Below are 13,894 nucleotides of genomic sequence, written 5' to 3'. Positions count from 1 at the left end.
GCACACTAACGACTGTTAGTGTGCTCTCGTCAATCATTAATTTTGCATTAGTTGCAACACGCGGCTCGGGTTAAAGCCTTTAACAACAGCATCATTCACTGTCACTAGTGGCACGCCGCCAGTACCGCCAACAGAATAATAACGATCTAACCCTTCTTGCGAGTTGTCGATATCAAACTCTACATACGGGATATTATGAGCGTCGAAGAAGGCGCGCATTTTTTTACAATAACCACACCATGCGGTCGCATACAACACAACGTTTTTGTCCGTTTGCGCCGCACCTTGTTGTGTCGCCAACGTCGTATCTGGCGTCGCTAAATTCATAGTGGCTACGAATGCACCCGACGTTAACGCTGCAAATGCAACAAACAAGACAGCTACTATTTTCATATTTGTTTCCTTTATTACCGCCAATTCACATCAGCGTTAATGAATATTAATAATCCACAACAGGGAAAATCGATTCTGCATACATTTGCAGCTCGTGTATCCACTGTAATTTGATTGGGTCATCGGCTACACGCATTGCTGCCTGCTCTAGCAAAGGTGCAAACTGCGCGAAGGTTAATGCTGGTGTCGCTGGGGGCACTGCCATTAAGCGATTCACTCGGTACTGTTCCCAACGTTCGCGCTCATCTTCATTCAAGGTATCTGGATAATTACGTGCGCGATAGCGAAATAACATTTCTTCACAACGTTCGTCCCTAAATGGCGCAGGCCAATCGGCTAAATCCCAATCACTAAGCTGGTGCAGGTCGTTCATGGCTTGTTTATCTGCCGATGAGAAGAAGCCATCGTACAAACGACCATCCACATCTTTAGCCGCGACAAATCCGCGATCCCCAAAGACTTGCTGCAGCTTTAACGTTAACGAACCACCATCCCGAAACATGGCAAGATGCTGACGCAATCGCTCGCCACTAATCGCCCAACGCTCTGCTTGGTCCGGCGTTAGGGTTTTCGCCGGAGCCAGTACCGGAGACTTATTGATATGGATTTCTTTTAGCGGTAAACGTTCAACACCCTCGGGCAAATCTGCGGTGCGGGTAAATACCCGCTGCTGAATTTCTTCTGCACTTAAGGCAAATAATGGTGCTGGGTCTTGGTTTAAATCGAAGGCGATAAAGCTGTTTTTATTGGTTGGATGCCAGCACAGCGGCACCACAACCGCCATACAGCCTTGTTCCACCGGAAACATACCCGACACATGCATGAGCGGCTTGTGATTAGTCACATCCACCATAGCTGCAAGCGCTTGTTTGCTGCGATTGTTATACAAATACTTAAACAGCTTGGGCTGCTTATCGCGAATCAACCGTGCTAAGGCGATGGTGGCACGCACGTCGGATACTGCATCATGCGCTTTACCGTGGTCTAAGCCATTAGCGGCGGTGAGATGCTCTAGCTTGAAACTAACGCGGCCATCTTCATGCTTCGGCCAGTTAATGCCATCGGGGCGCAACGCATAGGCACAACGGACGATATCGAGTAAATCCCAACGGCTATTGCCACCCTGCCACTCACGAGTATAAGGATCATAGAAATTACGATAGAGAGTGTAACGGGTAAATTCGTCGTCAAAACGAATGCTGTTATAGCCTGCAGTACAAGTACCAGGCTGGCTAAATATAGCGTTAATGCGAGCAATAAACTCAGTTTCGGGCACGCCCTTTTTTAAGCAATCTTGCGGTGTTATACCGGTAATTAAGAGAGCTTCAGGGTGTGGGAGATAATCGTCCGCCGGTTTGCAGAATATCTCGACCGGCGGTTCGATTTCATTGAGGTCTTCATCCGTACGGATCGCCGCAAATTGCGCTGGGCGATCCCACGCTGGGTTAGCACCAAAAGTTTCGTAGTCGTACCAAACAATACTGTTCACTCATGGCTCCTAAGCCCGATATTACCAGCCTTGTTCTTGATTACCTGGTAGCTCACCTGGTTCACCTGTTTGCAGGTAATGCAGAGCATCGCGGGCTGATTGGCGCGGTAGCTCTTCCATCGGCAAGTGGCCTACACCTTCGTAGCTGATGATATCCATGTTCGGTAAATCCACTTTAAAGTGCTTCATTACTGATACTGGCGTCCATTCATCTTCTTCGCCCCACATTACTAGGGTTGGTGTTTGAATGTATTTAATGCGATTACCAAGGTCACGCTGGTCGGTGTCTTTTTCAATAGTGCGTGCAACTTTAATAAGAGATGAACGATTACCTTTGCGCAGACCCAAATCTTGGTTGCGGCGAATCACATCATCGGTAATTTTTTCATCATCACCGTAAGCTTCCTCAACACGGTGTTGCGCCTTTGACCACGATAAGATCAAAGCGTTGAACTCACGCAATACTGGAATTGTGTTGTAGCTCAAGGTTGAAGGCAACTCTTGCTGATAGCCAATAGAGTTAACCAAAATCATACGTTCTACGCGTTGCGGATAGCGCTCGGCAAAGTTCCAAGTGATGTAACCACCCAAAGAGTTACCCACCATCTGCACTTTGCGCAGATTTAGCTTATCCATAAAGTGTTCGACTTTAGTGATCATGTAATCGAGATCATAAGTCTCAGTTGCTTGATCTGGGCCAGTTAAACCGTGGCCAGGTAGGTCCATACGAATAACGCGGAAGTCGCCTTTCAGCTTTTCAGCCCAAGCATCCCAAATATGCAACGACGTGGTTTCGCCGTGCAGTAACAATACTACAGGGCCTGTGCCTTCATCGCGGTAATGAATCACTAGATCATCAACCGCAAGAAATTTAGACGATTCGTCGGTGTACTTCTCTGTTAGTTCCGATAACGGACGCGAGCCAACACCCATGTAGGCACAACCGCTCATGGCGACCATGCTGATCAGCAGCAAGAGTTTGGTGAAATTCATCGTGATCCCCGAGATTTTATTATTGTTTGACTGAGCTCCGCTCACCATTGCCAAACTTTACCACAGCGAATCCGCGCCGTCTTTACTGTACCTAGCATCTAAATGACGATCTGAAGACATTGTCTTAATTCAGGTGAAACGGCAGATTCCTGCAAGATGATGATTTAAGCATAAGGAACTTTGGAATCAATGGTTCCTAAACGGCTGGCGAACTGTAAAATGGGGGCGCTTTTTTCTGTGGCAAACCTTAGTTGGACATATTCGAATGGCGTTATTTAAAAAGTTTTTCAAACCAAAATCGCAACACGAGAATCCGGAAGTTAGACGAAAGGCCCTAGACACCCTGCAATCTGCGGAACAACTCATCACCTTCATCCGCAAAGAACCTGAAGCATCCGTTCGTGATGCAGCCCTTGCTCGCATACAAAGCGAAGACGATCTTGAATCCCTACTGCGCGACAGCAACAACGATTTGCGCGAAGCAACTCGCCAGCACTGGTTAAACCGCTTGCTTAACAACGGCGGCTTACCGAGTAACGCCGATAGTAAGGTATATGTGCGCATTGCCGCATTAACCGACAATCAAGAATTACGCGTTGAGGCTATTGGCCGCATCAGCGATGAACAGCAGCGCCTACAATTGGCCAGCGAGCACAGCGTTGCCCGCGTGCGTATGGCGGCAGCCGAAGGCATTCATAACCCTAAACTACTTCAGGCACTGCTTGATGTCGCACAGGGTAAAGACAAAGCTGTGTACCGCCTGTGCAAAGAACGCTTAGCCGCGGTAAAAGAACAGCAAGAACGCGAAGCAGCAGAACGTGAAAAGCTAGCGCATTTAACCAGCCAAGCGGAGCAACTGGTGCGCTTGGGTTATGGCCCCGATTTCTTTGGGCGCTTACAAGTATTACATCAACGTTTGAACGAACTACGCGCTAAGGGTGAAGAAGCCTCACTGACTAGCTTTGCTACAGCGCTAGAACAAGCCGATGAAATACTGCGTGCTCACGAAGCAGAGGAACAGCGTCGTGCCGAGCAAGCAGAAAATGCGCGCCAAGCGGAAGCTGATCGCGCCGGTATTATTGCGCGTATGACCTCGCAACTCGAAGTTGCAGCCGAGCAGCTTTCCGGTACATGGAATGCAGCTTGCCAAGGCGAACTGCAAGCCTGGGAGCATAGCGAAAAACAAAGCCCTGCGAATGCCGAGCAACGCAAAGCGTATCAAGCGCTAGCCCAACAATCTGCTGCGGTTGCCGATTGTTTAAATTTCTATAGTGAACAACAAGACGCTATAACCGCATGGTTTGCCAAAGCTACCAGTAAAGAATTGAGCGAAACCTTAGATGCCGCACGCATTGGTAAACAGTGGTTGCAACGCTGTCAGTGGCCAAGCAATTTAGTAGCACCTGAGTGGTTAACTCAGTTACAAGCTCAATGCGCACAGTTAGGCGACAAGAAAGACGATCTTCTTGACCAGCAAAAGCAAGTTGCTGACCAAGTACGCAAGCAAATGGACCAACTAGAAGCGGTGCTTGATGAGGGCCAAGCAAACGATGCTGGTCGCTTAATGAAGTCTATTCAGAAATCATTAAACGCACTTGATCACAAGCAACAGCAGCCACATCAAAATCGCCTGCGCTTGCTGACTGCGCGCTTAAACGAACTGCGCGACTGGCAGGGCTTTGCCATCAATCCAAAGAAAGAACAGCTATGCGCCAGCATGGAAAGTATTGCTGATGGCGACATGGAACCACAAGCGCGTGCCGATGCGATTCAATTGCTGCAACAAGAATGGAAAAGCCTCGGCAACAGTGGCAATGATCGCGAATTGTGGGCGCGCTTCCAAGCCGCCGCCGATCGCGCATTTGAACCGTGCAAAGCCTACTTCTCCGAACTGGCTGAACAACGCGGACGCAACGTGGCTGCACGCAACGACCTTACCCAGCAACTATTGGCTTATGAACAGGCCATGAATTGGGAAACAGCTGATTGGAAAGCCGTTCAACAAACATTGAACGCTGCACGTGACGCATTCCGTCAATATTCACCGGTTGATCGCGCATCTCATAAAGATACACAGACGGCCTTTCAAAGTGCGTGTGATGCTATCTATGCACATATCAAAGAAGAATACGGTCGTAATCTTGCGTTGAAAGAAGCCATCGTGAGCAAAGCCGAAAGTATGGTGAGTCATGAAGACTTAGATGAAGCGATCGAACAAGTTAAGCAACTTCAACAAGATTGGAAAGCCATCGGCATGACGCCAAAGGGTGCTGACCAAAAATTATGGCAGCAGCTACGCCAGCATGCAGATGCGGTTTTTGCGCGTTTAAACGAACAACGTGATGCCCGTAAAGCAGCGCTCAACACTGTGGTAAGCGAAGCCGAAGCTATGGTGGCAGAAGCGCAAGCAATCGTTGCTGATGAGAGTATAGAAGCTCAATCCTTAGCCAATAGCTTACGCGACATCAATGCACGCTTCCGTTCTCTAGAGCTGCCACGCAGCGCTCACCAACGTTTAAGCAAAGCACTGGATGAGATGCAAAGTGCCGTTCAGAGCCGTCAACAGCAAGCGAGTAACGAACAAATACTTGCGGCATGGAATGGCGTAATTCAGCGTTTGGAAGCACTACAAGCTGAGCAAGATTGGGATGCTAGCCTGCCACTTGCCAACGGCTTCGACGAAGCTAACTTCCGCGCGGCACAAGCCCGCACAGAATTTACTGAAGACGCAGGTGCTCTGTGTGTTGCCATGGAAATTCTTGCCAACATAGACAGCCCGGAACAAGACCGTAGCTTACGCATGAACATGCAGGTTCAGCGTCTGGCAGAAGGTTTAGGCAAAGGCCTAAGCGCGGAGCAAGAACGCGCCCAGCTGATTGAGCGTTGGTTAAATAGCAAAGCGACTGCGGAGCAACTTAACCGCTTCATCACTGCGCTAAATAAGGCTGCAACACTGTAAATTACAGCGCATGCAGCAATAAAAAAAGGGGCCATCATTTGGCCCCTTTTTATTTGTTTCTATCTAATTCGACCACCTATGGGAAGACTAACTCAAAGCCACAGCACCTATTCTCGCTGCACTTTATTAGTCGATATCGTAAGTTGATACAACCTAATTGGTACCCCACCCCATGCTAAGGGTTCGTTTTTAGCAGCAAGGTCGGTAGAACACTGCTATTACCAAAGTTCCAAGGAGCAATGGCCAGTGTCGATGCGCCCATATCAAAATCGTGATCAATATCAGCCCAACCAACATACAAGTTAGCGCCAGCAATGCAGCCACCCGCATCGGCTTCTGTTGGGCAACGCAATACGCTGTCGTTGACGCCAAACGTATCTATAGAGTTGTCACCGAATGCAATACCTGTGTCGACACCCAAGCCAGTTGCATCAGTGGCCCAATAGCTAGCAGAGATATTAGAATCAAATAAATACCCTGTTAAACCACCAAAGTATTCGACCACGACATCCAGAGGTGAGTAATCCGCATCAGGGCTAGTAACGACAGCACCGGTAGCAAAGCTCGTGCTCAGGCTCGATAAATAAGACTCGCCAATTAAACTGCCAGCGTTATTAAGAGCGCTTACCTCACCTCGGGCATAACTACTACTCACGGTCGAGTCTTCGATACCGCCTAATAGAGCACCGACATTGTAATGACCAGAAACATCGCCCGTAGCTGAGCTGCGGCTAATGGTAGAACCATAAACAGCACCAGCGACACCGCCAACCAACATACTGTCGCCACTAACATCGCCGACAGTCGACAGAAAATCCAGTACTGTAGTTTCGGCCAAGCCAACCACGCCACCGACACTTTCATCTCCGTAGACAGGAATCGTTATATACATATTAGAGATTGTTGAATCATGCGAAGACCCTACAACTGCACCGACATAACGTCCGCCGACGACATAAGCAGAAGCACCCGACAACACCAGATTGCGAACTTCAGCATTTTCGATATAGCCGAATAAACCAATGTTATCGCCATCACCTCGAGAGATTTCTAGATTACGAATTTCATAATCATTGCCGTCGAAAATAGCAGTAAAAGGCTGATCAACTGAACCAATTGGCATCCAACCATTCGTTGCATCCGGCACATAGCCAGTGCTGGATGCAAAATCGAGATTTTTAACTAACTCGTAGCCAATGCAGCCACCCACAACTGGGCAGCCTTGATCCGAAGACGAAGTACCGTTATTTAAGGTAGCTCCCGTTAGATCATTACGAACCCAATCCAATTGCTCAACCGTTGAAATTTCAATCAAGCCGTCGTTGTCGTCATCGACGTCATCTTCCGCGGCTACGCCATCGCCGTCGTCATTAATAGTCACCGCCGGATCAAATTTCGACACATCACTATTATCGCCGACGCCATCGCCATCAGAATCGAGTGTTTCTGACGCATTGCGAGGAAATGCGTCGGCATTGTCCGGAACGCCATCACCATCGGTGTCAGCCCATTCAGAAGCATCAAAAGGATATAAATCTTCTACATCGGGAACACCGTCGTTATCATCGTCGGTATCACTGTTATCGCCAACACCATCAACATCAAAGTCGACTGTTTCATCTTCATCTTCTGGAAACGCGTCATCAACGTCTAAGACACCATCATTATCGTCATCTGTATCGGCATTATTGCCAATGCCGTCATGGTCAGTATCCACGGATTCGGTAGGATCTTTAGGTAGGTCATCATCAACGTCGGGTACACCATCGTTATCGTCGTCAGTATCACGATGATCACCGATACCATCGCCATCCGTATCAATTGTTTCACTGGCATCGAAGGGGAATAAATCAGCATTATCACCCACACCATCGCGGTCGCTATCTTTGGTCTCCGACGCATCAAATGGGAATGCATCAGAATTATCGCCTTTACCATCGCCGTCGCTATCGAGACTTTCTGAGGCATCACGAGGAAATGCATCTTCAGTATCTACGACACCATCGCCGTCTTTATCCGATAATGGTGACGGACTCTGCGAATTCTGTGCAGCTACCGCATTGTCCTCGCCGCCGCATGCGACAACCAAAGAACATAGCAAACCGATACAAAGATATTTAAAAACGGGGTACTTCATAACAACCAACAGACCTTATTAGAATTGTGCAATTTCTGAACTATGGGCAAGTTACCACAACCAACTCAGACCTGTTAGTACAAACGCAGGCTTGTCTGACCTTGCAGACAATGACAGGTGGTTAATATCTAAAACGCCCTACTGATGCCCTATTCTTCCTCTTCTTCGCCTTTGCGAATCAAAAAGCGATAGTCACCGTCAACTTCTTCACTCAGTACTAATTCGTGACCAAGAAATCCGCAAAAACGAGTAAAATCGCGCACCGTAGAAGGATCGGTTGCTAATACTTCTACGACATCACCAATCGCGACATCACGAATAATATTGTGCAGTAACATTACTGGCTCTGGGCAAAACAAGCCGCGAGCATCAAGGGTTTGATTAACATCTGACATGGTGAACTCTTACTGCATCGTCTGAGATTTAGGTAACAACAAGCCCGCACGCGACGCACGATACACCAACCATACAGCGGCGACACACACTAATGCAGCAACGGCAAAGTGCATATCATACCCCAATGTCGCGGCGCTATAACCTGAGATTGCACTAGCAAACATCCCTGTCACGATCACAACACAACTTTGTAAGGCGTAATCCGCGGCAGCACTGTGTTCACGACAACGATCCATCATTATGGTGAAGAGCGCAGCGGTGGCCATGCCACCCGTAATATGCTCAACCGTAACGGCAAGCCAAATATGCGCTTTGTATTCAATACTAATACCGACGTAGCCGAGCATGGCCAAGGCTTCGAGCAACAAAAACAACGTTAAGGCTCGTGCACGAGAAATTCTCCCCACAAGCCAGCCGCCGTACAATGCGCCCGCCAATCCAGCGACAAATCCAACACCACCAAGCATAGTGCCCAACTCATCCAAACTGAGCCCAGCATCCGACAAATATGGGCGAATCATTTGTGTGCCAAATGCATCACCAACTTTATAAAGGGAAATAAGTGCAACCCAGAGCCAAGCGTCTTTTAAATTAAAGAAGCCTTTCCATAGCGGCAGCATAGATTGCTGAGCAACTTGGTGAGGTTTAGGTTTAGGTTTATAAGCATATAAAGGTAGTGTCCCCAGCACCATCATAAGAGCCAATACCCATAACGATACTTGCCACCCTAAATACGAAAAATAAGATACTAATAAGCCGCCAGCCAGTACCATTCCAGTACGGTAACCGCCGACTTGAACACCATTACCGAAACCGCGTTCATGTGGCGATAAATTTTCGACGGCGGTCGCATCTGTGGCTATATCTTGAGTTGCTATCAATACATTGATGCCGATTAACAGCACACCAAAAAGCAGCAAACCGTCAGTGGCTATCCAGTCCAATGGCATAAACGAAATAGCAATTAATAATGCTGCTGCGGAATAATTCATCGCCAAGATCCAACTGCGCCGAAACTCATCCGGCCAATGCCGTGGAAATAACGTAAAGCGATCCAACATGGGCGCCCAAAGGAATTTCAATGCCCACGGCAAAGCGACTAAAGCCATTAAACCAATATGCTTTAAATCAACACCTTGCTCACGCAGTAACACGGGCATAGCCTGACCGAAAAAACCATGCGGCAGACCTTGCACTAAATACAAACTAATCAGTGCCAGCCACTTCGCTTTATTTTGGTCCATCAAGATGCTCCGGATTTAATCAATAGCGCTACCATAGCGGGCTGATTATGCAGTTAACAGAGTTTATTTACTGGCGATAGACAATAAAAAACCCCGCCATAAGGCGGGGCTAAAGTGCTTTTCAACACAGGTCAGGATTGCAGGAGGTGATCCTACAGGGTCTATCAGCGCTCAATGATCGCAACAACACCTTGACCACCTGCTGCACAGATGGAGATAAGGCCACGACCAGAGCCCTTTTCTTCCAACATCTTAGCCAGGGAAGCTACGATGCGACCGCCGGTTGCCGCAAATGGGTGGCCAGTGGCAATGGAAGAACCGTTTACGTTAAGCTTGCTACGATCAATGCTGCCTAGTGGCGCATCTAAGCCTAACTTCTCTTTACAGAATTTCTCGTCTTCCCACGCTTTTAATGTTGAACAAACAACACCAGCAAAGGCTTCGTGGATTTCGTAGAAATCGAAATCTTGTAGAGTAATACCAGCACGCTTAAGCATTGCAGGAACAGCGTATGCAGGCGCCAACAACAAACCTTCTTTGTCTTTGTTGCCATCTTTACCGAAGAAATCAACCGCAGCAGTTTCGTAGAAGCTTAAGTAAGCTTTAACCGGCAGGTTGCGCTCTTTTGCCCATTCTTCGCTAGCTAACAATACAACCGATGCACCGTCAGTCAGAGCTGATGAGTTACCAGCCGTTAGCGTACCGTTACCAGACTTCTTATCGAATGCTGGTTTCAGGCTTGCTAGCTTTTCCATGTTTGGCGTACGTGCCAAATTATCTTTCTCAACACCTTGGAACGGCGTCACAAGATCGTCGAAGAATCCACGATCGTAGGCAGCTAACAAGTTTTGATGGCTGTTGAAGGCAATTTGATCTTGCTCTTCGCGAGTAATACCCCAAGCTTTAACGGTCAGCTCAGTGTGTTCGCCCATAGACATACCGGTACGAGGCTCACCATTGCGAGGCACTAAAGGTGCTAAATGCTTAGGACGAATTTTCATCAATTGCTTCAGCTTATCTTTCGTCGTTTTTTGACGGTTAGCTTCTAGCAAAATTTTACGCAAACCTTCGCTAACGCCGATAGGTGCGTCAGACGTGGTATCAGAACCACCAGCAATAGCACTGTCGATTTGGCCCAAAGCGATTTTGTTCGCTGCCATCATGATGGCTTGTAAACCAGTACCGCATGCTTGCTGGATATCACAGCCAACAGTGCGTGGGCTTAATGCAGTGCTTAACAAAGTTTCACGAGCCAAGTTGAAATCGCGGCTGTGTTTGATAACAGCGCCAGCGATGAATTCACCGATGTGCTCGCCTTGCAGATTGTAACGATTGACCAAGCCATTCAATGCAGCAGTCAACATGTCTTGGTTAGACGCGTATGAATAAGCGCTGTTAGAACGTGCGAACGGAATACGGTTACCGCCAATGATGGCGACTCTACGAACTGTTTGGGTCATGTTATGAATCCTGTTAAAACGTTGCCAAATACGCGGCAGAACGCAAAATATCTCAATATCTGCCCGGTGATGGCCAGTCTATCCGACCTGAACGCGCGGGCATTGGCTGAAGTGACACAGACTCAACCGCCTAAGGTCAATTTCAGACCTTATTATTGCTGCTGTAATCTGTTACCTTCCGGCGCTGTACATCGTGCCGATGTGATCCCCGTATAGCAAGCAACGAGTGAAACAGATCATGAGCAACTTTTACGAAACACTGCTGAACAATAATCTCGGCCGCAGCCTGCTGAAAAACGTCGGTTTGCCAACGCCAATTAATTTAAAACGTTACAACGCAAACCAAGAGACCTACTTTGAAGGTCGTGTATTAGTAGGTGCTTCCGACAACGCTGCACTGCTTAACGATTTGATGCGTAACCTGAAAGCATCGAACGCCAAAGTATTCTTTCCTTCAGCCTGTAAAACCGCAGCAGCTATCCTGAAAGCCGCAGAAGCAAACGGCGTGCGCGCTGTTGGTGTTGAATGCAAAAAGGATATGACAGACAAGTTTGATGCGTTTGTATTCGACGCTACGGGCTTCTCTGATACCGAACATTTGAACCAATTGTACTTCTTCTTTAACCCAGTAATGCGCAAGCTAAACAATAATGGCCGCGTCATTGTATTGGGTCGTCCGCATATGAAAGCAGCCACTGGCGAACAAGCTGCGGCAATGCGTGCACTGGAAGGTTTCACTCGTTCAGTGGCAAAAGAAATTGGTAAAAAGAGCGCAACCGCTCAGTCAATTTACGTCGAAGAAGGCGCAGAGGCGAATATCGACTCTGCTTTCCGTTTCGTTATTTCTGCTAAATCAGCCTATATGGATGGTCAGATTTTAACGGTTAGCAAAGCCGACGTAGTGACTTACCCTGAATGGCACAAGCCATTAGCAGGTAAAGTTGCATTGGTAACTGGTGCTGCACGCGGTATCGGTGAATCCATTGCACGCACATTGGCTCGTGACGGTGCTACCGTTCTTGGCTTGGATATCCCACCTGCCGAAGGCGATTTAAAACGTGTTATGGCAGAAATCGGTGGTGAAGTATTATTAGGTGATATTTCTTCCAAAGAAGCGCCAGCAATGATCTCTGCCAAACTAAAAGAAATGGGCGGCGGCGACATCATTGTTCATAACGCGGGTGTAACTCGTGATAAGACGCTGGCAAATATGCCTGAACATTGGTGGTCAATGACCATCGCGATCAACCTTTCTGCTGAAGAGCACATCAACAACCAGTTGTTTGCTGATGGCACGATCAACGATGGCGGCAGCATCATCTGCGTATCGTCTATGAACGGTATTGCTGGTCAGGTTGGTCAAACTAACTACGCAGCATCAAAAGCAGGTGTAATTGGTTATGTTCAATATATGGCTGACGAATTAGCCAAAAAGAACATCACTATCAACGCCGTTGCACCTGGTTTCATCGAAACTCAAATGACCGATGCGATTCCTTTCATGACTCGTGAAGTAGGCCGTCGTTTGAACTCTCTGTCACAAGGCGGTAAGCCAGTTGATGTAGCAGAAACCATTGCCTTCTTCGGTAACCCTGCTTCTAGCGGTGTGACTGGTAACGTCGTTCGTATCTGTGGTCAGTCATTAGTTGGTGCATAATCTTGCAACGCTAATGCTTTGATTGCTCAATAAAAAACCGGCTTCTTAGCCGGTTTTTTTATACTCGTAAATTGGCTCTGAGCCCAAACCAGCACTACATTTACTACTAGGAACACATATCCTGCGGAGTAAGTTATGAAGGTCGGTAAGATGATGTCAGCCAACGTTGTGCATGTCGGTTTAGATGACCCACTGCATAAGGTAAAAGCCATTTTCGAGCGAACTAAGTTTCATCACTTGCTGGTTATTCAATCGGGTAAGCTCTGGGGCGTAGTGTCGGATCGAGACTTATTGAAATCCGTTAGCCCTAATGTAGGTACTATTACGGAAACGCTACGCGATGTGGCTTCGCTGAATAAAAAAGTTCATCAAATAATGACGCGCAAGCCCATTACCCTTTCTCCGGATGCCGATGTGCACGAAGCGATACACGTTTTCAACGAATACAACGTATCCTGCATTCCAATATTAAACATTGATGGAAGCGTGGCTGGAATATTGAGTTGGCGCGATGTGTTTAAAGCACTCGAAGCCTATCAATTAAAAAAGAGGCAGAACAAAGAGTAGTCGCTAGCGAACCTTCACTCGATTATTCGTATCTCGACTCTGACGAATTAATTCATCACCATCCGCCGAAAATCCTAATTTAGCGCAGCGATCATAGAGCAGCACGTTGACCGTAGCCGCTAAATTCATACAGCCGATGGTCGGTACATAAACAACGCTGTGCGCACGATCAACAATCTCTTGCGGTATGGTGCCATCTTCTGGGCCGAATACATAAAACGCATTAGCCGGATGATTAAACTGCGGTAACGATATTGCGCCTTCTACCAGTTCGACGCACACCACATCTGCATCCGTTGGAATACACTCTAGTAGATCATCCACTGCCGTTAACGCAATACGCTGCACCACGTCTTTAGTATCCGTTTGAAAGCGCATGGCGCGATTGGCACGCTCACCGCTGTAAAAAACAGCATCGGCTTTGTAGCACCCAGCGGCGCGCATCACGCCACCGATATTGGTAGGGCTTTTTGGATTAACCAAGCCAATGGCAACATAACGATTATTCACTTCTGGAATTCACTCTAATAGCTCCCCTCGAGAGGATGATTGGCGGCAGTATACCAAATTTACGTCTGCCCCCTGAAAATCACCTAATA

Annotated in this window: 11 protein-coding genes; 3 read left to right on the top strand and 8 right to left on the bottom strand. The window is 47.7% G+C overall.

Going from position 1 to position 13,894, the window contains the following annotated elements:
- Positions 1-36: 36 nt before the first annotated feature.
- Genes TOL_RS18235 through TOL_RS06020 form a run of 3 tightly spaced genes read right to left on the bottom strand, consistent with a single transcriptional unit; the run spans position 37 to position 2,875 of the window.
- A complete protein-coding gene (locus TOL_RS18235; protein WP_015486413.1) occupies positions 37-393 on the bottom strand; it encodes a glutaredoxin family protein in 357 nt (118 codons plus the stop codon).
- Positions 394-439: 46 nt separating this feature from the next.
- Positions 440-1,882, bottom strand: a complete 1,443-nt coding sequence (gene sbcB, locus TOL_RS06025; protein ID WP_015486412.1) for an exodeoxyribonuclease I — start codon at positions 1,880-1,882, stop codon at positions 440-442.
- A 21-nt stretch (positions 1,883-1,903) separates the two neighbouring features.
- Positions 1,904-2,875 carry an alpha/beta fold hydrolase gene (locus TOL_RS06020; RefSeq protein WP_015486411.1) on the bottom strand — a complete coding sequence of 324 codons (972 nt, stop codon included), beginning with the start codon at positions 2,873-2,875 and terminating at the stop codon, positions 1,904-1,906.
- 265 nt (positions 2,876-3,140) lie between these two features.
- On the opposite strand from TOL_RS06020, the gene TOL_RS06015 reads away from it, so the two are divergent.
- The gene (locus TOL_RS06015) at positions 3,141-5,834 is read left to right on the top strand and encodes a DUF349 domain-containing protein (protein WP_015486410.1); all 2,694 of its coding nucleotides are present in this window, start codon (positions 3,141-3,143) and stop codon (positions 5,832-5,834) included.
- 175 nt (positions 5,835-6,009) lie between these two features.
- Here TOL_RS06015 and TOL_RS18230 read toward each other — a convergent pair whose 3' ends face one another.
- The 4 genes from TOL_RS18230 to TOL_RS05995 form a co-directional block, all read right to left on the bottom strand.
- Positions 6,010-7,971: a GLUG motif-containing protein gene (locus tag TOL_RS18230; RefSeq protein WP_015486409.1), complete on the bottom strand. Its 1,962-nt coding sequence runs from the start codon at positions 7,969-7,971 to the stop codon at positions 6,010-6,012.
- A gap of 149 nt (positions 7,972-8,120) precedes the next feature.
- The gene (gene tusA / locus TOL_RS06005; RefSeq protein ID WP_015486408.1) at positions 8,121-8,366 is read right to left on the bottom strand and encodes a sulfurtransferase TusA; all 246 of its coding nucleotides are present in this window, start codon (positions 8,364-8,366) and stop codon (positions 8,121-8,123) included.
- A 9-nt stretch (positions 8,367-8,375) separates the two neighbouring features.
- Positions 8,376-9,611: an MFS transporter gene (locus tag TOL_RS06000; protein WP_015486407.1), complete on the bottom strand. Its 1,236-nt coding sequence runs from the start codon at positions 9,609-9,611 to the stop codon at positions 8,376-8,378.
- A gap of 164 nt (positions 9,612-9,775) precedes the next feature.
- Positions 9,776-11,071, bottom strand: a complete 1,296-nt coding sequence (locus tag TOL_RS05995; protein ID WP_015486406.1) for an acetyl-CoA C-acetyltransferase — start codon at positions 11,069-11,071, stop codon at positions 9,776-9,778.
- A gap of 238 nt (positions 11,072-11,309) precedes the next feature.
- On the opposite strand from TOL_RS05995, the gene TOL_RS05990 reads away from it, so the two are divergent.
- Both TOL_RS05990 and TOL_RS05985 read left to right on the top strand, forming a co-directional pair.
- Positions 11,310-12,728: a 3-oxoacyl-ACP reductase gene (locus TOL_RS05990; protein WP_015486404.1), complete on the top strand. Its 1,419-nt coding sequence runs from the start codon at positions 11,310-11,312 to the stop codon at positions 12,726-12,728.
- Between the two features lie 135 nt (positions 12,729-12,863).
- Positions 12,864-13,295 (top strand): CBS domain-containing protein, encoded by a 432-nt coding sequence (locus TOL_RS05985; protein WP_015486403.1) that lies wholly within the window; start codon positions 12,864-12,866, stop codon positions 13,293-13,295.
- 3 nt (positions 13,296-13,298) lie between these two features.
- Here TOL_RS05985 and TOL_RS05980 read toward each other — a convergent pair whose 3' ends face one another.
- Entirely contained in the window at positions 13,299-13,805 is a 507-nt protein-coding gene (locus TOL_RS05980; RefSeq protein ID WP_015486402.1) for an RNA methyltransferase, read from the bottom strand.
- Positions 13,806-13,894 lie beyond the last annotated feature (89 nt).

Origin of the sequence: Thalassolituus oleivorans MIL-1 (assembly GCF_000355675.1) — a bacterium.
In the GTDB taxonomy this organism is placed as follows: Bacteria; Pseudomonadota; Gammaproteobacteria; order Pseudomonadales; family Oceanobacteraceae; genus Thalassolituus; species Thalassolituus oleivorans.
This window is presented reverse-complemented; position numbering and strand designations above follow the sequence as displayed.